The 22,779-nt window shown below is 49.7% G+C and carries 19 protein-coding genes; 8 read left to right on the top strand and 11 right to left on the bottom strand.

What is annotated here, in order from left to right:
- Positions 1 to 24: 24 nt before the first annotated feature.
- The 3 genes from secF to P4S53_RS00205 all read right to left on the bottom strand — a co-directional run bounded on the left by secF (position 25) and on the right by P4S53_RS00205 (position 3,335).
- Positions 25 to 951, bottom strand: coding sequence for a protein translocase subunit SecF (gene secF / locus P4S53_RS00215; protein ID WP_337110838.1), 927 nt, complete (start codon positions 949 to 951; stop codon positions 25 to 27).
- Between the two features lie 2 nt (positions 952 to 953).
- Positions 954 to 2,804 (bottom strand): protein translocase subunit SecD, encoded by a 1,851-nt coding sequence (secD, locus tag P4S53_RS00210; protein WP_337110837.1) that lies wholly within the window; start codon positions 2,802 to 2,804, stop codon positions 954 to 956.
- A 69-nt stretch (positions 2,805 to 2,873) separates the two neighbouring features.
- Positions 2,874 to 3,335 carry a hypothetical protein gene (locus P4S53_RS00205; protein ID WP_337110836.1) on the bottom strand — a complete coding sequence of 154 codons (462 nt, stop codon included), beginning with the start codon at positions 3,333 to 3,335 and terminating at the stop codon, positions 2,874 to 2,876.
- 304 nt (positions 3,336 to 3,639) lie between these two features.
- Between P4S53_RS00205 and ylqF the strand changes: the two genes are divergently transcribed.
- Positions 3,640 to 4,587, top strand: a complete 948-nt coding sequence (ylqF, locus tag P4S53_RS00200; RefSeq protein WP_337110835.1) for a ribosome biogenesis GTPase YlqF — start codon at positions 3,640 to 3,642, stop codon at positions 4,585 to 4,587.
- Between the two features lie 732 nt (positions 4,588 to 5,319).
- Positions 5,320 to 6,480, top strand: coding sequence for an MFS transporter (locus P4S53_RS00195; RefSeq protein WP_337110834.1), 1,161 nt, complete (start codon positions 5,320 to 5,322; stop codon positions 6,478 to 6,480).
- A gap of 675 nt (positions 6,481 to 7,155) precedes the next feature.
- Here P4S53_RS00195 and P4S53_RS00190 read toward each other — a convergent pair.
- On the bottom strand, positions 7,156 to 8,061 hold the full coding sequence (locus P4S53_RS00190) for an ROK family protein (protein WP_337110833.1): 906 nt from the start codon (positions 8,059 to 8,061) through the stop codon (positions 7,156 to 7,158).
- Positions 8,062 to 8,150: 89 nt separating this feature from the next.
- Here P4S53_RS00190 and P4S53_RS00185 point away from each other — a divergent pair, with 89 nt between their 5' ends.
- Positions 8,151 to 8,366: an acetyltransferase gene (locus tag P4S53_RS00185; RefSeq protein ID WP_120512904.1), complete on the top strand. Its 216-nt coding sequence runs from the start codon at positions 8,151 to 8,153 to the stop codon at positions 8,364 to 8,366.
- Here the strand turns inward: P4S53_RS00185 and P4S53_RS00180 are convergent.
- The 7 genes from P4S53_RS00180 to P4S53_RS00150 all read right to left on the bottom strand — a co-directional run bounded on the left by P4S53_RS00180 (position 8,363) and on the right by P4S53_RS00150 (position 16,575).
- Positions 8,363 to 8,989, bottom strand: coding sequence for a PqiC family protein (locus P4S53_RS00180; protein ID WP_337110832.1), 627 nt, complete (start codon positions 8,987 to 8,989; stop codon positions 8,363 to 8,365). The two genes, P4S53_RS00185 and P4S53_RS00180, sit on opposite strands and share 4 nt — an antisense overlap.
- The gene (pqiB, locus tag P4S53_RS00175; RefSeq protein ID WP_337110831.1) at positions 8,986 to 10,635 is read right to left on the bottom strand and encodes an intermembrane transport protein PqiB; all 1,650 of its coding nucleotides are present in this window, start codon (positions 10,633 to 10,635) and stop codon (positions 8,986 to 8,988) included. Before pqiB ends, P4S53_RS00180 begins: the two co-directional genes overlap by 4 nt.
- On the bottom strand, positions 10,632 to 11,984 hold the full coding sequence (locus P4S53_RS00170) for a paraquat-inducible protein A (protein ID WP_337112025.1): 1,353 nt from the start codon (positions 11,982 to 11,984) through the stop codon (positions 10,632 to 10,634). The genes pqiB and P4S53_RS00170 overlap by 4 nt, the downstream gene beginning before the upstream one ends.
- Positions 11,985 to 12,329: 345 nt before the next feature.
- On the bottom strand, positions 12,330 to 14,114 hold the full coding sequence (phaC, locus tag P4S53_RS00165; protein ID WP_337110830.1) for a class I poly(R)-hydroxyalkanoic acid synthase: 1,785 nt from the start codon (positions 14,112 to 14,114) through the stop codon (positions 12,330 to 12,332).
- 71 nt (positions 14,115 to 14,185) lie between these two features.
- Positions 14,186 to 14,533 carry a phasin family protein gene (locus tag P4S53_RS00160; RefSeq protein WP_046220227.1) on the bottom strand — a complete coding sequence of 116 codons (348 nt, stop codon included), beginning with the start codon at positions 14,531 to 14,533 and terminating at the stop codon, positions 14,186 to 14,188.
- 71 nt (positions 14,534 to 14,604) lie between these two features.
- Entirely contained in the window at positions 14,605 to 15,810 is a 1,206-nt protein-coding gene (locus tag P4S53_RS00155; RefSeq protein ID WP_337110829.1) for an acetyl-CoA C-acetyltransferase, read from the bottom strand.
- 24 nt (positions 15,811 to 15,834) lie between these two features.
- Entirely contained in the window at positions 15,835 to 16,575 is a 741-nt protein-coding gene (locus tag P4S53_RS00150; RefSeq protein WP_337110828.1) for an SDR family oxidoreductase, read from the bottom strand.
- Positions 16,576 to 17,354: 779 nt separating this feature from the next.
- On the opposite strand from P4S53_RS00150, the gene P4S53_RS00145 reads away from it, so the two are divergent.
- From P4S53_RS00145 to P4S53_RS00125, 5 genes are read left to right on the top strand one after another with little or no spacing between them, the layout of a single operon-like run.
- Positions 17,355 to 18,320: an AAA family ATPase gene (locus P4S53_RS00145; protein ID WP_337110827.1), complete on the top strand. Its 966-nt coding sequence runs from the start codon at positions 17,355 to 17,357 to the stop codon at positions 18,318 to 18,320.
- The gene (locus P4S53_RS00140) at positions 18,317 to 19,300 is read left to right on the top strand and encodes a DUF58 domain-containing protein (RefSeq protein ID WP_337110826.1); all 984 of its coding nucleotides are present in this window, start codon (positions 18,317 to 18,319) and stop codon (positions 19,298 to 19,300) included. The genes P4S53_RS00145 and P4S53_RS00140 overlap by 4 nt, the downstream gene beginning before the upstream one ends.
- A 5-nt stretch (positions 19,301 to 19,305) precedes the next feature.
- Positions 19,306 to 19,830 carry a DUF4381 domain-containing protein gene (locus P4S53_RS00135; RefSeq protein ID WP_337110825.1) on the top strand — a complete coding sequence of 175 codons (525 nt, stop codon included), beginning with the start codon at positions 19,306 to 19,308 and terminating at the stop codon, positions 19,828 to 19,830.
- Complete coding sequence (locus tag P4S53_RS00130) at positions 19,823 to 20,785, top strand: vWA domain-containing protein (protein WP_337110824.1); 963 nt, start codon at positions 19,823 to 19,825, stop codon at positions 20,783 to 20,785. Before P4S53_RS00135 ends, P4S53_RS00130 begins: the two co-directional genes overlap by 8 nt.
- The gene (locus P4S53_RS00125; RefSeq protein WP_337110823.1) at positions 20,778 to 22,754 is read left to right on the top strand and encodes a vWA domain-containing protein; all 1,977 of its coding nucleotides are present in this window, start codon (positions 20,778 to 20,780) and stop codon (positions 22,752 to 22,754) included. Before P4S53_RS00130 ends, P4S53_RS00125 begins: the two co-directional genes overlap by 8 nt.
- Positions 22,755 to 22,779: the final 25 nt, after the last annotated feature.

Below are 22,779 nucleotides of genomic sequence, written 5' to 3'. Positions count from 1 at the left end.
GCTGACCTCTTTTTATCTGCTAAATTAAGGCGCCGAATCGACCTCGGCCGGCAGATAATGTTTCGGCTCCAGCTTTAACCATTCAGGCAAAACAGTCCCGATCGAAATCGATGACCAGGTACCGGAAATGATGCCGATAAACATGGCGGTCGCGAAACCTTCCAGGGGCGCCCCGCCCATGAGCCAGAGTGCGGCAACGGTGATCAGCGTCGTGCCAGAAGTCACCATGGTGCGTGAAAACGTCGCAATTACCGCCTGATCATTGATATCCGGCGTCGGCGTTTGTTGTTTCGCCACCAGCATTTCCCGAATCCGGTCTGCAATAATGATCGAATCGTTGAGCGAGTACCCTAAAATCGCCAGCACCGCCGCAAATACCGTGAGGTTAAATTCCATCTGGGTCAGCGCGAAAAAGCCCAGCACCAGGACGACGTCGTGCATCAGTGCCAGTAAAGCCCCGCTGGCCAGACGCCATTCAAAACGAAAGCAGAGGTAAGCCAAAATACACAAGACACACACCAGCAGTGCGAGTCCGCCCTGCTCCACCAGATCCTGGCCGACCTGAGAGCCCACCATGCTGTTACTGATGATGTCGACCTTTTCGGATACCTGATGCAGCAGCTGTGCGACATCCGGTGCTGTCTGGCTTTGTTCTGCTCCTTGCGCCGATCCTTGCTCTGGCAATGCGTAGCGAATCACCCAGCGCCCGTCAGCGCCGGATGGTGTCACTGAGGTGGACTCGCCCAGTGCCGGTTTCAGCACGTCCAGCAGTTGGTGGCTGGTCACCGTAGGGCTGATCAGGGTTTCAGTCACCATACCGCCGGTAAAATCCAGCCCCATGTTCAACCCTCTGACAGCAAAGGCTGCCAGCGAAATCACCATCAGTGCGACAGACACAATACTGGTGATATAACGGATTTTCCGAATCCGGGATGTCAAATAACGAACCATCTTTATACCCTCACATCACGACGGTTGTCGCGTCCCCAAACCAGATTAATCAATGCTCTTGATGCAAATACGCCGGTAAACATGCTGGTCAGCAGTCCCAGCCCCAACGTCAGCGCAAAGCCCTGAATGGGCCCGTTTCCGATCGAGTACAGAATCAGGGCGGTTATCATAGTCGTGATGTTGGCATCCAGTATGGTACTGAATGCACTGCTAAAGCCCAGATCGATGGCCTGAGCAAAGCTCCGGCCTTCTGCCAGTTTGTCTTTGATTCGCTCAAAGATCAGTACATTGGTATCCACCGCCATGCCCACAGTCAGCACCAGCCCGGCGATCCCTGGCAGCGTCAGCACAGCACCCGGCAGTAGGGCAATCAGGCCCAGCAGACACACCATGTTTGCCATCAGCGCGACATTGGCCACCCAGCCAAGACGGCGATACCACAAGGCCATGAAGGTCAGCGTCAGCGCCATACCCAGTGCCAGTGCTGCAAAACCGTTTTCTATATTTTCCGCCCCCAGCGATGCGCCTATGGTGCGTTCTTCAACAATCGTCACCGGTGCAGTCAGCGATCCGGCACGTAACAGCAAGGCAAGTTGCTGCGCTTCTTCAGGGGAACCCGCTCCGGTAATACGGAACTGGTTTCCCAGCTGCGACTGAATGGTCGCAACACTGATGACGCGCTCGCTGCGTTCAGTGTCCCCCCGGGCATTGGTTTTGTATTCCCGGTAGACAGTCGCCATGGGTTTGCCGATATGTTTGCCTGAGAACTCGCTCATGATCTTGCCACCGGCATGATCCAGTGAAATGTTCACTTCCGAGAACCCCACCGGATCCATCCCTGCCCGCGCATTCACAATGTGCTCGCCACTCAGGACCGGACGTTTATTCAGAATCACGGTTTGACCATGGTTGTCTTTCAGGCGGAGCACCTCAGCGGAACCAACTGCGGAACCCGATTTCACTTCATAAAATGCCAGGCTGGCGGTAGCACCAAGTACATTTTTAGCTTGTGACGGGTCTTGCACTCCAGGCAACTCAATGCGAATGCTGTGCTCGCCCTGGCGCTGAACCAGTGCTTCGGTAATACCCAGCTCTTCAATACGATCACGCATGATCTTCAGGTTCTGCTGCAGTGTCGCCGACTGGAATTCAAGCTTGTTTTGTTTGGTCGGCGCTACGGTCAGGCTGTCTGAGCCCCGTTTGACTTCCCAGCCCGGATAATGCTGTTTCACATACTGGCTGACCTGACGCAACACAGCGTCGTCTTTCATCTCTGTTTTGGTTTCAACGCTGAAGCCATCCGTACCTTGCTGCCTGATGCGTACGCCGCGCAGATGTTCACTGCGCAGCATTTCCGTCACATCATCCACGATGGCGGCACGCTGCTCCTGAAACGCGGTATCAACATCCACATTCAGCAGAAACTGCACCCCACCGCGCAAATCCAGACCGAGCTGAATCGGGCTGAAGCCCATTTTTCCGAACCACTCAGGCGCCACGGAGACGTATGAATAGGTGATGTTGTCGCCTTCTTTCACCCGCTTATCCAGCGCTTCGCGTGCCTTAGACTGATCCGCTTCATTGTCAAAAACGATGACCATCTGATGGTTTTGCTGCTTAATTTCCTGCGCCTCAATCCCCTGCTGTTTCAGGTATTGGTTCACGCTGACCACATGATTCAGCTCACTATCGGCGCTGGTTGACTGGATCTGAATGGACGGCTGCTCGCCGTACCAGGTCGGAATGGCACTCAATGCCAGTATTGCAACGGTGACCGCCAGCACCAGATATTTCCAGGCAGCGTAGTGATTCAGCACCCGCACTGATGCTCTCGAATGATTTTTCTTCATCAATATCCCCTCAGCAATATGCCGAGTTAAAAAACAATAAATGTGACAATGTCACTCAATAACGAGGGATGATCAGATGAAGTAATGGCTGTTGAGTGCCACATACATGGCGTTGGTCTCTTTCCAGCCGGAAAGACGATAAGAAGGGCGAAAATCCTGATAAGCCATGTAATCTGACGGCTGAACAAAACGCTGCGTCAGACGGCTATCGCTGATCGGATACCAAGGTGATGTCAGATCAACCGGATCACCGTCGTGAACTTGGTATCGCTGCGAGATGTTCCAGCGGACAGAATGAAGAATGGCGACCGCAGAACCCGATTGCTGTGATTGGGTTGCCGGTGCTGAGTCCGATGATTGTTTATGGCGGGCAGAAGTTTCGCTGAGAACGGCATTGATCAGACGGGATTCAGCAACGACCCGCGGCTTTACCGACGCCCCAGCGCCTTGATCATCCAGGCACGCCATCGCCTGCGCAGAGAAGAACAGCGCAAAAAACGATAACCAGAACATGCGAATGATATGCCAGGACATAAGATGCCAACTCAATAACCAACATGGCACTATAAGTCTGAGTGTGACGGCGCTCAAGTAAAATATTGGATAAAAAACCAGGTTTCAGGCAGTGCCACATCTATATCCCTTTGGTCCGCACCCTCCTGCCTACCACGTGCGGGCGTTATAGTGTTAAGATCACAAAAAACAACACGACTTTGTGGGCTGCGATCATGAGGGTTGCAGATCTATCAGTCTAAAACAACATCCGGGCTTTTGGCCTGACTCAGACAAGCGGATGTTGGATTTCCACCAAGAAACACAAATAAGGTCAAATTTTCTAATGTCTAGCACAACTATCCAATGGTTTCCGGGCCACATGCACAAAGCCCGTAAAGAAATTGAAGAAGCCATTCCAAAAGTCGACGTCATTATTGAAGTGCTTGATGCCCGCATCCCCTTCAGCAGCGAAAACCCGTTGATTGCGTCTTTGCGTGGCGATAAACCGGTTATTAAGGTGCTGAACAAACGCGATCTTGCCGATCCGGAAATGACAGAGCTGTGGATTGCGCATCTGGAGAAAGAGCACAATGTGAAAGCCATGGCGATCACCACAGAAAACCACAATGAAGTGCACAAGATTCTGGAGCTGTGCCGTAAGCTGGCGCCTAACCGTGAAGAAATGGGCAAAAACATTCGCACCATGATCATGGGGATTCCCAATGTCGGTAAATCAACCATCATCAATACCCTCGCGGGCCGATCGGTGGCCATTACAGGAAACCAGCCAGCCGTTACCCGTCAGCAGCAACGCATTAATTTGCAAAACGGCATTGTACTGTCTGACACTCCGGGAATTCTGTGGCCCAAAGTAGAAAACCCGCACAGTGGTTTCCGCCTGGCAGCTACCGGTGCGGTAAAAGATACCGCCATGGACTACATTGATGTGGCTTTCTTTACGGTGGAATATTTAAAAGACGCCTACCCGAGCCTTTTGCAGAAGCGTTACGAGCTGGAAGATGATCTACCGGAATCTGAAATTGAGCTGATGGAAGCCATTGGCCGCAAACGCGGCTGCTTGCGTTCAGGCGGCAAAGTGGATTTACACAAAGCGTCCGAGATTCTGATCAATGAGCTGCGCAATGGCACTCTGGGACAAATCACCATGGAACGGCCTGAAATGATCACTCAGGAATTGATTGATGTCGCTTTGGACAACGAACGTAAAGCGGCCGATAAAGCCAAGAACAAAGAAGAAAGACGTAAACGCTATCTGAGAAACAAGCGATAAACGCCGCATAAAAAAAGGTGCTGTTCCCCGCTACGCGGAACAGCACCACAGTCAATCAATCGACAAAATGTACCTACACTCAGTAGTCTGCAGTGGCTTGGAGATCGCTTGTCATCAGTGACTTGCAAGATAACAAGTTTTCACCACCACAGCCTGACCATAACAAAGCACACATCGTGCCAACTTTATAAGTCATTAATTTTTAACGAGTTGATGTAATTCCTTCCGCTTGTTTACCAATAACAACCCTAAAAATTTGCACTGGATAAGTGAATCTTTGCACCAAAAAGAACGACCGGACCTCTTTTCACGAGACCAATGCTGACAATGAGATAAAAAAGAAATTATTTTATGTTGTCAGCCCAGGCAGTGTACAAAAATTAACCATAATTATTTGATAGACAACAAATATTTACATGTCTAAATAGTTGGCTAATTTCCATTCTTACACCCATAAATGACTGAATCATAACAACAAATATTGTAGTTAACACTAATTTAACCAGATTAAACACTAACAGCTCTAAATAGCCACTTTTCCATATAATATGTGTGAGAAAAAACGACTCTGGATATTACTTTTTCTCATTTTACCTTCATCGTGTTTCAGTCCATATTCTGCGCAAAATACACAGGTACTGCCTGTAACGTCTTTGCGCAGGTCACCCCAAAGCTGTTGACCCAAACGGCTCCCCTGCAAGGCCTGCACCCTTTAATTTGGAGATTAGTGTAGTGAGTCATATCACTGCTACGCGTCAGTCCGGCGGTATTTTTGTACCGGTTGCCGGCCTGGCGATTTTTGCTATTGCATCAGGTTATCTAATGAGCCTGATCCCACTGACGTTAAGTTTTTTTGCTTTGCCTGCTTCTCTGGCAAGCTGGCTGGCAAGTACGTTTTATTTAGGCTTGCTGATTGGCGCCTTGCTGGTCGAAAAAGTGGTGGCTCGTGTCGGGCACAGAATGGCCTTTGTCTGTTTTCTGGCACTGCTGGCAGTCACTATTGTCATTATGCCGATAGTCCCAGAGCAATTAACCTGGCTGATGGCACGCTTTGTGGCCGGTATCGCTGTGGCAGGCATCTTTGTGGTCGTTGAGTCCTGGCTGCTGATTGGCGATAACAAGAAAGAGCGAGCCAAGCGCCTGGGTTTATACATGACAGCCCTTTACGGTGGCGGCACGCTGGGGCAATTCGGCATTGGCTTCATTGGTGTGGAAGGATTGCTGCCTTTTGTCAGTATTCTGGGTTTAATCGCGCTGGCGACATTACCCGCGCTGGCCTGCAAGCAATCCCAACCGGTTTGCGAACAGCACATCAGCCTGTCTGGTCGCCAGATTTTTGCATTGAGCAAACCTGCGATACTGGGTTGTTTCGTTTCAGGTATTGTCATGAGCTCGGTATATGGTCTTTTGCCCATTTCGCTGCAGATGCAAAACCTGACCGCTGAGCAAATTGGTGGCTTAATGGCTTCGACCGTTCTGGGGGGCATGGCCATTCAGCCTGTGGTCAGCGCATTGTCCTGTAAGATGAGTAAAACCCTGCTGATGGCAGCGGCCTGTCTGTTAGGTATTTTTGCAACCGGGCTGATGAGCCTGATCCCTGGTTACAGTATTATGGTGGTGGGTTTGGCGCTGTTGGGTATGTCTTCTTTTGCGCTGTACCCGATTGCTATCTCGCTGGCATGTGATGAGCTGGATTCGTCAGTGATTGTATCGGCAACACAGATCATGCTCTTCAGCTACAGCTTCGGTTCTGTTGCCGGTCCGTTGGTCGCCGGTACCTTTTTGGAACAGGAGCACGGACTGAACAACTTCTTCTTTGTTGCTTTGGCCAGCACGGCGGTTTATATGCTGATTGTCAGTCTGAAACAGAAGCCGCAGATTGTGGCGGGTTGACAGGCATTTTTTCGGAAATCCAAAATTTCTGCCGATAAAAAAGAGCGGGCGCAACTTTCGTTGCGCCCTTAGGTCTTACTTGCAGCAATCCAGCTACTAATGTGCTCCCTGCATCATTCCTTGATATTGCTGTATCCTTCAGCGTTTCCCTAAAACTCCGTCCCGGAGGTGTTCCACTTGGTCTTACCTTGACCCATTGCAACATCCTGTCACAACTCTCTTCTCCATCCTGGAGGTGTCCCTGACTTCTTCCTGAAGTGGTCCTTCTGTCATCCTGACCAGTAAGTATCCTACCTACCGTATCGAATCCATCCGATTCTTCCCTTCACAGTCCTTGTCGATACACCTTCCTGATGTACCTGTCTCATCCTGAGACTGCCAAAATCCGTGGCTTGTTCCTGTTCCGTTCCGTCAGTTCCTTCCGACGCGGTACAGATTACTCGATTCAGGATTCTGCGCAACGAACGGAGATCACACTTTACATGTCAATTAAAGCAACAACTCAGTAATTTAACCTACTATATTGAATCATAAAGATTAATTTATTTTCCATGAGAATTCACAGCAATAAAATAAACGTAATCTCCCACGTCATTGTGAGATATCTCTTACAAAAGCAGAGGGTGATATCTCAATGCATGCCTTTATCTTGTTGTTTGACAGAGAGCAATAGACTTATTTCACTAGCATTGCAGCACCAAAAACACCTGCGCTGTCCCCTAAAATCGGTTTCACAACAGGGGTTTTAAACACTGAATTAAATAAATGCGGCATGATCGCCTGCCTGCCTTCATCGTATAGCTTGTCGATATTGCCAACACCACCGCCGACGATAATCACATCAGGATCCAGAATATTCACCACCTGTGCAACGGCAAGGCCAAAATAGTGAATTAATCGTTCCTCTACAGACCTCGCATCAGCATCGCCCTGCTGCGCCAGTCGCATAATGTCACTCAAAGATATGTGCTCGCCAGTCCTGGCATGATAAGCCTGCTCCAAACCCGGCCCGGATATCACGGTTTCGAGACAACCGAATTTTCCGCAATAACACGCACGTCCTTGCGGCTCGATAACATTGTGTCCCCACTCACCGGCTATGCCATGCAAGCCGTGAATGATTTTTCCATTCACCACAATGCCAGCGCCCACACCAGTCCCCATAATGATGCCAAAAACGACTTCAGCATCAGGATTGATCTGTTTCACCACACCTAAATGCGTTTCTGCCAGCACCAGGCAGTTCGCATCGTTAGCCAGCCGGACTTCAACATTCAGCAACTTCGCCAGATCAGCATCCAGTGGCTGCCCGTTCAAGGCCGTTGAATTACAATTTTTCATGACGCCCGTTGCCGGGTCCAACACACCCGGCGTTCCAAAACCAATCGCATTCGGGGAGCATCCAAGCTGCTCTGCACAGCTATCCACCAGCAACTTGATTCGATGCAGCAGGTGCGTATAACCTTTCTCGGCCTGACTGGGAATGCGCTCACGAAGGACGCAGCGATCATCTGAGCGTGCCATCACCGCACACTCTACTTTTGTGCCACCCAGATCGATGCCCCAATAATACTGATCCATTAAAAACCGTCCTTTTCCACGCCTGAGATAAAATCGACCATAATTAGAATACCCCTTCCAAGACCTGAAGACTGCTGGAGGTTGGTACTATGTTTTTGAAAGAAGCGAAAACCGGGGATCTGGTTGATGTGGTAGACATGGCCTCACTCACCAACCCCTTCAAACGCCATGTCACTGTACAGTTTCAATCCGGTGAGGATCTGGCTGATCCTGTCTCAATGGACAAACAGCACCTGGCTTTCCCGTCGGGTGAAGGACTGCCTGAGTGCTGGATGAACGGATATTACCGATTACAACAACGTTAAAGGCTGCTGCGCTCCCCGGAATACAAAGTCACAGCTGACAAGCGCTGAGCGATTTGAGTGGTCAGTCGATTCACCGCTTCCGACAAGGCATCCACCTGCGCACTGTAACCCGGCTCTTTTAAAGGGACCTGAAAACTGAATGGCTGCACCGTTTTCAGGTCTCCGGTTTGCCCGGTTAAGATCCACTCACCACTGAAATACGCCAAGCCGCTGAAATGGCCATTAAAGGCGTTTACCCTGACTTGCAGTCTGGGCACATTGGCCGTTTTGATCGCTGCCGATAGCTCTGTCGGCCAGTAACGTGACTGCTTCAGACGCAGATCGCCGTTAATACGCCGGGTCAGTTGACGGGTAATATCTTCAGCCCACAGGTTTTGCTGCGCCTGAACCACGGCAGTGTGACTGGTTTGATAAACTAACCCCGTGCCAGTTAAGTGCAACGCCATCTCAACCGGTGATACCACTAATATTGGCTGTTGTGTCACTAACGCCGGCGCCGCTTGTTCAGGCGACTGAGGTAGCAGGTAAGTCGTGATATCCGATTCTTCAGGCTGACTGCTGCAACCTGACAACACCAACCCAGCCAGCCAAACGACAGATAGTAAACAGTGACGAAAATTCATTCTTGTACTCCTGCTGCGGGTATCGGATCTTTACCTTTACTGTCTGAAAAAATCAGCGAGTTAGGCTTGTCGTTCACTTGCCTTAGTACCGGTTGCAACTCTTTCATCACCTGCTCAAACCGTATCAGCACCTGTTCGAGATTTCGGTAAGTCGCCCCATCAGAGCCGTAACTGTTTAACGTCGCCTGAATTTGAGCCAGGCTGTTTCGCAGTTCTGCTGGTATGGCTTTTGTATCCTGCTGTGCAAGCAGCACATTCACACTTTTTGCAGCCTGCTCGGCAGCTTTCAACGTGCGCTCTGTCGCGGCCAGGGTCTGATTCAGACCCTTGAGGGTATTTTCCACCGGCAAGTTGTTCAACTTATCGAGTAGCGAAGCGACCTGTTTTTGAATCTCGGCAAACCCACCGGCTTTGGTGGGAAAGACATCATACTCCTGGTAGGTCAGCAGCCTGGGATCCGGCTCTTCGGGGTAAAACTCTACATCCACCATTAATTGCCCGGTTAAGAAATTCGCGGTTTTCAAAGAGGCGCGTAACCCTTCCCGAAACTGATGACTGAGATCTTCCTGTAATGTCTGCAGGTTTTCAGTCCCTACATACTCCTGCACGCGCGCGAGCTCTAATCTGGCAAGTACCGGAATTTGCTGATTGGAAAAACCGCGGGTTTGGTTGGGCAAACGCAGGGGGACTTTAGACACAGTACCAATGCGTATTCCGCGATATTCAATCGGCGCCCCTTCACTCAACCCACGTACAGATTCGTCGAACAGCAGCACATATTCCAGGTACTGATCATAAAAACGCTCACGGACTTCATTCTGATTGTTATATAGCCGGAACCGGCTAAGTTGTTTGGTGATGAGTTCGCCAGGTTCAGCACCTTGCGGAATGTTAAAACTCACGCCTCCTGTGATGAGTGATTCCACCGAACCGATTTTGAGATTAAACCCCTCGGCCGACATGTTCAGTTCGACACCAGAGGTTAACCAGAATCGGGTACGTTTCCGAATCAGGCCGTCATAAGGTTCAAAGATAAAGAGCTGATAATTCGCTTTTTTGGATTGGGTATCAAAGCTGACCTGCTCCACCCGCCCGACAGTAAACCCTTCGTACAAAACCGGATCACCAACGCTGAGTTTACCTGCCTCATTATGGGTCAGAATCAAGCGCAAACCTTTCGCATCCAGCGGTGCCACCGGTGGGATATTCAGAACGGTGAATGTGCGCTGCTCATCATTCTTCACACCGGGCTGCAACTCAATATACGCGCCGGATAGTAAGGTTTCCAACCCGGAGATCCCTTCCTTGCCGATACGTGGTTTCACCACCCAAAACCGCGTGTCGGTTCTCAACATTCTTTCCGCGTCTTTGTCCATCTGGGCTGTCGCAATAATTGAATTATAATCATCACTGAGTTTTACATTGGTAATGACACCGACTTTAACATTCAAAGCTTTGATTTCAGTTTTACCCACTTCAAGACCTTCTGCGGTATTGAGCTTCAGTGTTACTTCCGGGCCTTTACTGGCCAGAAACTGAATCAGCATCCAAAAGCCAATCAATACAGCAACAATCGGGACCAGCCAGATCAGTGACAGCTGTCGAATCTGGCTGACTTCAGCCTTTGGCGGCGTTTGATCGCTCATGAATGGGATTCCTTCTGAATAATGGTCGTGTTGGCACCGTGTTCCGGTTTCGTTGCCGGGTCTGTTTGTTCTCCTGGCAACATGCTTTGCCAGAAAACACGCGGATCAAACACCATCGCCGCTAACATGGTCAGTATGACAACCGAAGCAAAAGACAGCGCGGCCGGCCCCGGATAAATCGCCATCAAATTCTGTAACTGCACTAAAGCAACAAGCAGTGCCACGACAAAAATATCAATCATCGACCACCGACCGATAAACTCGGCCAACCTGTATAGCTTTAAACGCCGTATGGCTTTTCTGTCTTCATCGTCATTCTTTCGTGCTGCCGCAAAGAAAAGCCATCCAAGTGCAAAGATTTTGGCCAGAGGGATCACCACGCTGGCGAGAAAAATCACCATGGCGATAGGATAGGATCCGTGATGCCAAAGCAGCACAACCCCACCAATGATGGTTGAACCTTCCGATTTGCCCAAGCTGACCGTGTACATCATCGGATACAGATTTGCCGGAAATAAAAAAACGGCCGAAGCCAGCAATAACGCCCAGGCATATTGCAGGTTTTTAGCGGGGTGGTAGGGATGCAACTTCCCACCACAGCGTATACACCTTTGCTGTTGCACATCCGTCATAGGGTTCAGCTGCGCGCAAATGTGGCAGGAGATATGGTTATGAGAGTGGTGGCTGTCACCCGCTTTTACTTCCGGCAATGGCACCATAGGGGCAAACTGCAGCCAGAGCCAGGTTCTGTCAACCATGGCAACACATTTCACAACCAGCATTGTATAAAGGCAAAATGCCCAAAATGACATCCCCAGCCCGACATCTGCCAGTGCGGCAATTTTGATCAGACTGACCAGAATACCTATCAGGAAGACATCGACCATCAACCAGGGTTCAATACGCAGCGTCAGCCGGCACAAACTTTTGACTCTGTGACTGACACTGTCACTGTCTATCTTTCCATGCTCTGCACTGACCCAATACAGATATAACACCGAGGTGATATAACAAGCCGGTAAAATGACAACTGTCATTAACAACAATAAACCTAATAAACTGTTCTCGAACTGAGCGAGCATCTGAGCAGAATGCATCAGGGTAATTTCTTGCTGAATACCTTGCACACTGAAGGACATAAAAGGAAAACTGACACTCAGTACCAGCATAACCAGACAGGCGATGCCATAGGCCAATGTTCGCTGCTGAGGGTGTTTAATGGTTTTCATCAGCAAATGCCCACAGCGCGGGCAACATGCACGCTGCCCAGGCTCTAACACAGGTAAAGCAACCACCAGGCCGCATTCCTCACACCCTGTTATCCCTGCAGTTTTCTGCTCGTGCTGCATGCCATCCTTACCACTTTGGGTCGTCATAAAACCAGTATAGATAGGGACGCCTTAAATGAGGGGGATTTCTTAAGAGATAAAGTGTTCAAATACAGAGAGATGAATCGAGCTGGTGAGTCTTGTCGGGACAGACACTTTAACACCGCGCTGACGAGCATTGTCAGGACAGACACTTTAGTCCACGCGAATAACTTCGAAACCGAGATTAACGGGACAGGCACTTTAGCCCACAGTCCTAGGACAGGCACCCATGATTCAGACGAGTAAAAACGTTTCAGTTTCACCCATAAAAAAAACCAGTGGCAAGCCACTGGTTTTTGCAATGTCGATACTGTTATCAAACGATTAATTTGGGTTTGAAAACTCAATCGGCAGTGTTTGCTTCACATAATCACCTGGCGCTGGACCTATAGGTGGGAAGCTTTCATTGCCGATATCACGGGCAGATACCTGCTCTTCAGAATTAAAGCCGCTCAACCAGGTATTCCAGTGATTCCACCATGAGCCGTCGTGGTGGGTCGCCCCCGCCAACCAGGCTTCGGGATCAGATTCAGCCTTATCGTTGGTGTAAAAACCGTACTTATTTTTGTCAGGGTGATTAATGATGCCAGCAATATGACCGGACTCACCCAGCACAAACACTGAATCACCTTTCAGGACTTTCGAGCCGCGATAGGTACCCTGCCACAAAGCAATATGGTCTTCCTGAGTGGAAATAAAGTAAGTCGGTACTTTGATCTTCGACAAATCAATATACACGCCGCCTACTTTATACCCTTTCGGATCCATCAGTTTATTTTCCAGATAGAACTGACGTAACAATGTACTGTGACACGCTTTTGCCACGTTGGTGCTATCACCGTTCCAGAACAGCAAATCAAAATCGATTGGGCTGTTTCCTTTCAGGTAATTGTTGACGTAATAGTTCCAGTACAAGCTGTTTTCACGCAGCAGACTAAAGGTCACGCTCAGTGAGCGACCGTCCATATAGCCTTTCAGCTCATTCTGGGCTTCAATGGCCGAAATAATCGGATCATTAATATAAGCGCCAATTTCACCCGGCTGAGAGAAATCGAGGATAGTGGTAAAGAAAGTGGCAGACTTCACACGGTTACGCATGCGTTTCGCAGAGCTGTACGCCAGGGCAGTGGCCAACAAGGTACCGCCAATACAATAACCTACGGTATGAATTTGATTGACACCACTCACACTTTCAGCGACATCCAATGCTTTTAGCGCGCCTTCCAATACATAGGTATCGAAATCCACATCCTGCATTGTCGCATCAGGATTACGCCATGAGATCATGAAAACAGTATGTCCCTGCTCCACCATCCAGCGAGCCAGAGAGTTCTTTTCTCGCAGATCCATGATGTAATATTTGTTGATAAACGGCGGAACAATCAGTACAGGGGTCGCATTCACGGTTTCTGTCAGCGGTTTGTACTGAATCAGTTCAAACAAGTCATTTTTGAAAATGACTTGTCCTGGCGTGTTGGCAATATTATCGCCCACCTGGAATGCATCGCCATTTGTCATGCGAATTTTCAGTACATCCGCACTGGACTGCATGTCTTCATGCAGCAGTTCCATCCCTTTAATCAGGTTCTGACCGTTGGTTTCAACCGTCAGTTTTGCCAGCTCAGGGTTGGTGGTAATAAAGTTGGTCGGCGATAGTGCGTTAATGGCCTGACGCGAAAAGAAGTTCAAACGTTCTTTCGCTTTATCGTCTAAACCTTCAATAGAATCAATGGTCTCTTTCATCTTATTGCTGAACAGCAAATAAGATTGCTTGATGCAGTTATAAAAAGCTTCGTTTTGCCAGGCAGGATCGATAAATCGTTTATCATCGTTTGCCGGAGTCACAACATCCTGATTATCACCAGACATAGTGACGTTTTGCAAAATCTTCATCTGGCTTTCAAACCAATCCATCTGAATTTTTGCAATAACAGCAGGCTGCGCAGATGCATTTTCCAGCCAAGCCGTTGTGTCTTCCAGATTCAACTCACTCAGCGCTTTATTGAGCGGAGTATTAATGGCTGCCTTGCCGGAATCAAACTCCTTCCACCACGCTTGGTTCATTTCCTGGAGTTTAGCAAAGTAGTCCGTGAAAAAATTCGGGTTCATCGCAATGACCTCTGCTTTTGGACTAAAAATGCCGTCCACAAGACGGGACGGCATGAACACAGGAAAAGAACTTAAGCGGGTGTAACTTGCTTTACATTCTCTGCGACCAGCTCTTCTACTTCAGTTTTGAAGCCTTGAGCCAGTGCTGAAAACTTGTTGCTGTCGTCAACCAGTTGCTTAGACAGGTTCGTCAGGTTTTCCAGCTGTTGGCTTTGGAAAGAAGTCAGTGATTGCAGATCCTTGATTTCACTGATTGCTTTGAGCTGAGACAGGCCCAAATCGCTGTAAGCACGTACTGCTGCCAGTTGAAGCTCAGTCAGCTCTTCCACGTTCTTAGTGAACAGCTTGTTGAATTTCACATAAGGTGCCAGAGATTTTTCAGTTTGCTCAGAGAAAGATTTAAACATTTCCGTATACATAATATGTTTCCTTAATTTAAGTGCTATTTTCAGCGCCAGTGAATACTGACGCCAGTTAGTTAACGAGTCGTTTAGACACTTTTCAGTACGATTGCTGTACCCATACCGCCACCGACGCACAGTGTGGCAAGGCCATACTCTGTTCCACGGCGGCGCATCTCGTGCAGCAGACTGACAATAATACGGTTACCCGATGCACCCAGAGGGTGACCCAAGGCAATCGCACCACCATTCACATTGCTACGTTCGGCCAAGTCTTCGACCTTGGTATTCAAGTTGTCAGCCAGCTCGTGCAACACGCCCAATGCCTGACCGGCAAAGGCTTCGTTAAACTCAAACAGACCCACTGAATCAATGTTTAAATCGGCTTTCTCCAGGGCTTTCATGACCGCTGGTACAGGGCCAAGACCCATGACCTCAGGGGCCACACCCGCTTGCGCATAACTTTCGATTTCTGCCAGCGGTGTTAAACCATATTTTTCTACGGCGGCAGCAGAAGCCACAATGATTGCACTCGCACCATCATTGATACCTGATGCATTTCCTGCGGTTACTGAACCTTCAGGTTTGAATGCTGGGCGCAGTTTCTGCAAACCTTCCAATGTTGCATCGGCTTTCGGATACTCATCCGTATCAACCGTTTTCGTCTCACGACGCTCTTTCACTTCAACAGAAACAATTTCTTCAGCAAATTTGCCCTGTTCAATGGCAACGACTGCTTTTTGCTGACTTGCCAGTGCAAAGTTGTCCTGTTGTTCACGGGTCAGACCCACTTTTTCAACGACATTTTCAGCCGTCACACCCATGTGGTACTGATTAAAGACATCGGTCAGACCGTCGTTAATCAGTAAATCAGTCAGTTGCAGATTACCCATTTTCTGTCCATCACGGATGGAAGCGGGTACGGTAAACGGAATCTGCGACATGTTTTCGGCACCGGCAGCCACCACCAGCTCAGCGTCACCGGCTTTAATGTGTGCAGCAGCGTCCATTACCGCTTTCATGCCACTACCACAGACCATGTTCAGGCTGTAGGCCGGAACCTGATCTGGAATCCCTGCAAAAATTGCCGCCTGTCGTCCTGGCCCCATACCCTGGCCTGCACCCACTACGTTACCTAAAATCACTTCGTCGATTTTAGCGGGGTCAACATTTGCCTGAGCGATGGCACCTTTGATTGCAACAGCAGCGAGTTGCGCAGGCGAGACTGATTTCAGTGCGCCATTAAAGCTGCCGATTGGCGTACGTTTGGCTGCAACAATATAAACTTTGGTCATGTGTCGAGTGTCCTTACTTCTAAATTAGTGCATGTATAAGCCGCCATTTACCGAGAGAGTCTCTCCGGTAATATAGGCTGCAGCATCACTGGCCAGGAAGTTCACTGATGCTGATATTTCATTGGGTTGCGCCAGACGCTTCATTGGAATTTCAGCTTTAATCGCGTCCAGCACTTCTGGCTTAATCGCTTCAACCATAGGTGTACCCGTGTAACCTGGTGCAATCGCATTTACAGTAACACCGTAACGTGCGCCTTCTGCAGCCAGTGCTTTGGTGAAACCAATCATGCCTGCCTTGGCCGCTGAGTAGTTTGCCTGGCCGAACTGCCCTTTCAGGCCGTTCACAGAAGAAATATTGATAATTCTGCCAAATCCGCTATCACACATTGCAGCAAACAAAGGATGAGTCACGTTAAACAGGCTATCCAGATTAGTGGACATCACCTCTTTCCATTGCTGGACAGTCATACGTTTAAACGTACTATCACGGGTAATCCCTGCATTGTTAACCAGCACATCAATCTTACCCTCTTCTTTTAAAAGAGTAGTCAGCGCCTCTTCACAATATGCAGCATCCGTAACATCCAGAGGGAATAAGCGAACTTGAGAATCAGAGTAGTTGTTTTCAGCAAACCACTCTTTGGCTTTTGCTTCACCTGTTGGGAAATAGGTGGCAATAACACGATAACCTGCATCTACTAAACCCTGAGCAATTGCAGAACCAATACCACCTTTCGCGCCAGTTACTAATGCTACCTTTGTCATTTACCAGACTCCTTTCCATCCGTTGCCAAAACAAAAACCGCATCTCGCTGATGGCTGGTTTTGTACTTTTTCTGAAGAGAACCTGCTGCTGTACATCTGAACCAGACCTGTTCCCTGCACCACTGTTACGCAGCGTATCCACCGCACAAGTCACTTGTGTGAAGTTTACATTGCACAATTATTATAAGAACACATGCACATATAGATATCAACATAGGGAATTCATCTTCTCCATGAAATCCCTATATGGAATCAACTCAATAACAATTAATCGATTACATAATAGGTTCGATTTGTTAACGGAATATTTCAATGCATGAGTGATGCCAAGTTTACAAAATGCTGTCAATCAAGCTATTTCACGCTTTAAGATTGATTTTTTTGCCGCAAAACTCGATTCATCGCACTCTAATGGTGCAGGGTTGCACCATTTTTCATCTGGTGCATAAATAAGTTTCGGAAAAGTGATTTTTAATGTCCAAACAAACAAATGAAGCATTACTGCAACAAAAAAAACACATCTGACCTCACGAAAAATAGTTTTAAGTGATTCATTCTTTTTGTCCTGCTTTTTATTTTTTATCCGATTAGTGACAAAAATCACCTTGCAATGTAAAAAAGAGAAATAATATTTATCATTTGCTTGATACTTGTTGTGAACTTCACTGGCGGAACAAAGTCGAATACCAATAACGTCATTCTTTTTAATACGTTATTGGTGTATACAACACGCTTCTGAGCGTGCAGGAAAAACAGTCGCTCCAAGGGATAAAAAACACATGCTTGCAAAGACCTTCCAACAACTCGATCAATACTTACAACAACAGGTCATCGGCCAGGCCGAAATGGTGCAACAATTACTGATTGCACTATTAGCAGACGGACATATCCTCGTAGAAGGCCCTCCGGGACTGGCCAAAACACGTGCGGTCAAAACCCTTGCCGAATGCATTGAAGGTGATTTTCACCGGATCCAGTTCACCCCAGATCTCCTGCCCGCAGATTTGACGGGCACCGATATTTTCCGCCCCGAAACCGGCGAGTTCGTGTTCCAGCCCGGTCCTATCTTTAACTCGCTGTTACTGGCCGATGAGATAAACCGCGCCCCGGCAAAAGTACAGGCCGCGATGCTTGAAGCGATGGCCGAAAAGCAGATCACTGCAGGCAGGAATACTTATCCTCTGCCAGCATTATTTCTGGTGATGGCGACACAAAACCCCATTGAGCAGGAAGGGACTTATCCGTTGCCGGAAGCCCAACTGGACCGTTTTCTACTGCAACTGAACGTTGATTATCCGAATGCTGACAGCGAGCTTGCGATTTTACGGCTGAACCGCGGCGAAGCACTGGAAGACAACATCCCCAAACCTTCTGAAGCCGTTCAAATCAGTCAGGCTGATATCTTCAGTGCCCGCAAAGAAGTCCTGCAGATCCATATGGCCGAAGACATTGAACACTATATTATCCGCCTCATCATGGCGACACGGGAACCAAAGCGTTACAGCGATGAGCTGGCAGCCTGGCTGCAGATGGGGGTCAGTCCGAGGGCAACGCTGGCGCTTGATCGCTGCGCACGGGCATACGCCTGGTTAAATGGTCGGGATTTTGTTATGCCGGACGATGTTCAGCGCATGGCTTTTCCCGTGCTGAGACACAGGTTACTACTCAGCTATGAAGCACAAGCTGAAGGCATCACCCCGGACAGCATCATTCATTCACTGATTCAACAGGTCACCAGTGCATGATAAAAGCAACGGCGAAAACGCCCCCTCTGCTACCACCGCACAGTAACGGGTATGAATTGTGCCTTGCCGAGCTGTTACAGTACAAAAATCAGTCCGTGAAGTGGCTCCCTCCAGCTCGCAGCGTCTGGTCTCAACTCAATGGACAACATCAAAGCCGGCAAAAAGGCCGGGGCATGAATTTTACCGAAGTGCGCCCCTATCATGCCGGAGATGACATTCGAGCGATAGACTGGCGTGTCACGGCCCGGACAGGAAAGACCCATACCAAATTGTTCAGCGAAGAACGCGAACAACCTGTGATGTTACTGATAGATTTTAGTCAGAGTATGCGCTTTGGCAGCCAGCTATTGCTGAAATCGGTACAGGCTGCTCACTTTGCCAGTTTGCTAAGCTGGCTTGCCGTACAGCAGCAGGATCGCATTGGTGCACTGGTGTACAACGGATACAGGTTAAGTGAGTGCAAACCGACGGCTCGTCAGCAAGGTCCACTGGCGGTTATCAATGCCATGATCAACATGCATCAGCCAGACCCGAACGCCTCTGCAGATAACGGACTGACGTTTTCTGATGTGCTGCGCCACATGCACCACTTATGCCCGAAAGGCAGTGAAATTGTCATTCTGAGTGATTTCTATGCTTTACAGGCCAGTGATAAAAAACGGCTCAGTCAGTTACGAAGCCATAACCGATTACAGTTTGTGCACCTGTTTGATCCTCTTGAGCAGGGTGACACGGGTTTTCGCGGCCGTGAATTCGTCACTGACAGCCAGCAGTCAGCCTGGATTAACTTTGGCACCCAGCGAACCCGGGAACAAATGGCGCAGGAATTTTCCCGTCATCTGCATAATCTGACGGAACTGGCATCATCACTGGCAATACCTCTGCATGCTGTTTCGGCTGGCATTCCATTATTGAAACAAATCGGGAGTACGCAAGCGCCTCATCCGGCGACTGAGCCTTCCACACAGAACAAGATGTAACTTTTATGGCACAAACACAGACGCATCCATTGCAGCTGGCCGATCTCCATTTGCCAGCTTTGCCGGATCCCTGGCCTCTGGCCTGGGGATGGTGGGCAAGTGCTTTGCTTATCATCATCCTGCTTGTCCTGCTGTATCTGGTCGTGAGTCACCTCACGGCCAGACGCGGGTTAAAAGCAGGTAAAAAACAGGCATTAGGACAACTCAAACACGCGCAATCGGTGTCAGAAATGAATACCTTACTCAGACAGGCCGCGCTCACCTACTTTCCCCGTGAGCAAGTCGCAGGGCTAAGTGGCCATCACTGGATGGCATTTTTAGACCATCAGCTGCCTGAACAACACCAGGGGTTTGTGTTGCTGCATGATGCATGGACACAGGCGATGTATGCCTCAGAAACTGAGGAGAACATTCGTGATGCCTGCCGGCATCAGGCAGAGATCTGGTTAAGGCATGCCCTTCCGCCCCGTTTTCCTCAGCATAGCCAAGCTATAAAAGAGGACGCAGCAAAAGGGGACAGGCATGTTTGAATTTATATGGTGGTGGGCGCTCATTTTGCTTCCACTGCCTTGGTTTATCTACCGCTTTAGCAAACCGGTTCAACCCGTGGCCGCCATCACATTGCCGGTGCTGCCGGAGAATCTGGTCAAAAAGCCGGTTCGACGCTGGCAAAGCATTCTGGCCCTGCTGTGCTGGGTCAGCTTGTTAGGGGCACTCGCCAGGCCGGTCTGGTTTGGTGATCCGGTTCAGATACAACCTGAACACAGAGACATGTTACTGGCTGTCGATTTGTCCGGTTCAATGTCGATTGAAGATATGATCGATGGCCAGGGCAACACGATTGATCGCCTGACTGCGGTAAAACAGGTAGTCACCGACTTCATCAGCAAACGTCAGGGCGACAGGCTGGGTCTGGTGCTGTTCGCCAATCATGCCTACTTGCAAACGCCGTTAACCTTCGATCTGAACACGGTCAAGCAGCAATTAGCCAGAACAGTGCTCGGACTGATCGGACAAAGCACCGCTATTGGTGAAGGACTGGGCATCGCAGCGAAAAGCTTTATCAACAGTGACGCCGAGCAACGCGTGATTATCCTGCTCAGTGACGGTGCCAATACTTCCGGTGTGATCAATCCGATGGAAGCGGCAAAGCTGGCCGCTGAAAATAAGGTCAGGATATACACAGTCGGCATAGGTGCCGATGAAATGGTGCAGCGCAGTTTCTTTGGTGATCGTATGGTTAACCCTTCACAGGATTTGGACGAGCATGCGCTGACCCAAATCGCAGCCCTCACTGAGGGTCAGTATTTCAGGGCAAGGAATCCGCAGGAATTAGCCAGCATTTACCAGTCAATCAATGATCTGGAACCTGTATCAACCGCTCAGCAAACCTGGCGGCCAAGAGAAGAGTTGTTTCGCTTCCCACTGGCAGGGGCATTGCTCTTCAGCGTCCTGCTGGCAATCCGCTGGAGGCGATATGGCTGATTTTACTTTCTTACATCCTTCTTGGTTGCTGGCATTGATTCCGCTGGCTGTCCTTTTGCCCTGGCTGGCGCAACGCCGTGCACAGTCCGGGCTGATTGCTGCGCACCTTCAACCCGACAATAAACCCTCCTCGCAGCGAGTCCGCGCGCTATCGCTTCTGCTCCTCAGCATAGGATGGATACTGGCAGTGGTTGCAATGGCCGGTCCCAGCTGGCAAAAACAAATGTTGCCCGCCTCTCACCTGAGCGGTGCCAGAGTGATTATCATGGATATGTCGAACTCCATGTACGCGACCGATCTGCCACCTGACCGCCTGACCCAGGCCCGCTATAAAGCCATGGACCTTCTGCCCTACTGGCAGGAAGGCAGCACAGGCCTGGTCGCTTATGCCGGAGATGGCTACATCATCAGCCCGTTGACTGCAGACAGTGCGACATTGAGCCACCTGATCCCGGGGTTATCACCTGCTATTTTGCCGATACAGGGCAGTAACGCTGCCGCGGGTGTGAAAGCCGCCATTGATCTGCTCAGGCAAGCCGGGCACCCTCAGGGGGATCTGATCTTGATCACTGACGGACTCAGTGAGCGGGAAGCCACGCAAACTGACCAGTTGCTACAAGACAATCAATACCGCTTGTCCATTCTGGCTGTCGCGACCCCGCAAGGAGCTCCGGTCACTATGCCAGACGGCCGGCTGTTACAAGACAACCAGGGCAACACTATCGTGAGCAAAATGCATCCCCGGCGGCTGGAAACACTGGCTGCCAGCCATGGTGGCATCATGGTGCGATGGCGGGGGAATGATCAGGATATTCTAGCGCTGATTCAGGAAACGACCCATCTCAGCGCGCAGTCAGAACAAGCGCAAGACAAGACCATTGAGGAAAAACTCAATGGCGGATTCTGGCTGTTGATCCCGCTGATCCTGCTCTTTCTGCCCGCCTGTCGCAAAGGCATCGCATTTTCCTGTTTACTGATCGCTTTCCTGCCGGTTGAGAAAAGCTTTGCCTCTCCCTGGCTGAATCAGGATCAGGACGCTTATCAACACTATCAGCAACAGGACTACCAGGCAGCAGCGGATCTGTTCCAGTCACCCGCCTGGCAAGGAGCAGCCAAGTATCAGGCGGGCGATTATGAAGGCGCCATCGAATCCCTGTCAGGTTTAACCGACCCGGCCTCTCGTTACAACCTGGCCAATGCGTACGCACAAGCCGGCCAGTTGGACAAGGCCCGCGATATCTATCAGGACTTGCTGAACGCAGATCCGGATAACACAGATGCAAAAACCAATCTGGATATCGTCGAGCAGCAACTCCGCCAGCAACAAGCGAACCAGCAAGGTCAGCAAGGTCAGCAAGGTCAGCAAGGTCAGCAAGGCCAAGGCTCACAGTCCGGGCAACAAGCTGGCAACTCATCCCGTGATAGCAATGGACAATCAGCATCAGAGCAGCAGCCATCCAGCCAGCAAAACAGTCAAACTGGCCAGTCTGATAACGCCAGTCAATCTGACCAGACTGCTTCTGCGTCTGCTGGCGATGCGCAGCAAGACAGGCAATCGCTGCAAGATGAACAAAGCCAGCCGGCGTCGGGTCATCATAATGACAGTGCCGGAGAATCATCCCCTTCTTCGGCTGACAGTCTGCAATCCTCACAAGCGGGAAATCCAGCCCAAGCCGGTTCAGATCCAAGCTCAGCCAATTCCGCTGGCAATGACGACCAGTCGCGCATATCGCCTGCTGGTGAACAGGCCAAGCCAAACGCTGAGAAAAGCGAGCAGCCAATCGCCGGTAATAATGAAGACGGTGACGATGAAGACAGTGGCGGAGACACCAGTGGCCTGAGTGCAAGCCATCCGACATTAAAAAAACTGGAGCAGATACCAGACAGCACCCGTGAACTGCTCAGGGCTCAGATCATTCTCCAGGCGAGAGAAAAACCAGCCCCGGACGCACCTGAAAATCGTTGGTAGCCACAGACAGTTACAGAAGCAAGGA

This window comes from Photobacterium sp. Hal280 (assembly GCF_037162255.1).
In the GTDB taxonomy this organism is placed as follows: Bacteria; Pseudomonadota; Gammaproteobacteria; order Enterobacterales; family Vibrionaceae; genus Photobacterium.
This window is presented reverse-complemented; position numbering and strand designations above follow the sequence as displayed.

Coding starts and splice junctions, on each gene's coding strand:
- P4S53_RS00140 (WP_337110826.1), top strand. CDS start 18,317: ATGATAAAAGCAACGGCGAAAACGCCCCCTCTGCTACCACCGCACAGT.
- ylqF (WP_337110835.1), top strand. CDS start 3,640: ATGTCTAGCACAACTATCCAATGGTTTCCGGGCCACATGCACAAAGCC.
- P4S53_RS00160 (WP_046220227.1), bottom strand. CDS start 14,533: ATGTATACGGAAATGTTTAAATCTTTCTCTGAGCAAACTGAAAAATCT.
- pqiB (WP_337110831.1), bottom strand. CDS start 10,635: ATGAGCGATCAAACGCCGCCAAAGGCTGAAGTCAGCCAGATTCGACAG.
- P4S53_RS00170 (WP_337112025.1), bottom strand. CDS start 11,984: ATGCAGCACGAGCAGAAAACTGCAGGGATAACAGGGTGTGAGGAATGC.
- phaC (WP_337110830.1), bottom strand. CDS start 14,114: ATGAACCCGAATTTTTTCACGGACTACTTTGCTAAACTCCAGGAAATG.
- P4S53_RS00190 (WP_337110833.1), bottom strand. CDS start 8,061: ATGGATCAGTATTATTGGGGCATCGATCTGGGTGGCACAAAAGTAGAG.
- P4S53_RS00155 (WP_337110829.1), bottom strand. CDS start 15,810: ATGACCAAAGTTTATATTGTTGCAGCCAAACGTACGCCAATCGGCAGC.
- P4S53_RS00125 (WP_337110823.1), top strand. CDS start 20,778: ATGGCTGATTTTACTTTCTTACATCCTTCTTGGTTGCTGGCATTGATT.
- P4S53_RS00130 (WP_337110824.1), top strand. CDS start 19,823: ATGTTTGAATTTATATGGTGGTGGGCGCTCATTTTGCTTCCACTGCCT.
- P4S53_RS00185 (WP_120512904.1), top strand. CDS start 8,151: ATGTTTTTGAAAGAAGCGAAAACCGGGGATCTGGTTGATGTGGTAGAC.
- P4S53_RS00145 (WP_337110827.1), top strand. CDS start 17,355: ATGCTTGCAAAGACCTTCCAACAACTCGATCAATACTTACAACAACAG.
- P4S53_RS00180 (WP_337110832.1), bottom strand. CDS start 8,989: ATGAATTTTCGTCACTGTTTACTATCTGTCGTTTGGCTGGCTGGGTTG.
- P4S53_RS00135 (WP_337110825.1), top strand. CDS start 19,306: ATGGCACAAACACAGACGCATCCATTGCAGCTGGCCGATCTCCATTTG.
- P4S53_RS00205 (WP_337110836.1), bottom strand. CDS start 3,335: ATGTCCTGGCATATCATTCGCATGTTCTGGTTATCGTTTTTTGCGCTG.
- P4S53_RS00150 (WP_337110828.1), bottom strand. CDS start 16,575: ATGACAAAGGTAGCATTAGTAACTGGCGCGAAAGGTGGTATTGGTTCT.
- secF (WP_337110838.1), bottom strand. CDS start 951: ATGGTTCGTTATTTGACATCCCGGATTCGGAAAATCCGTTATATCACC.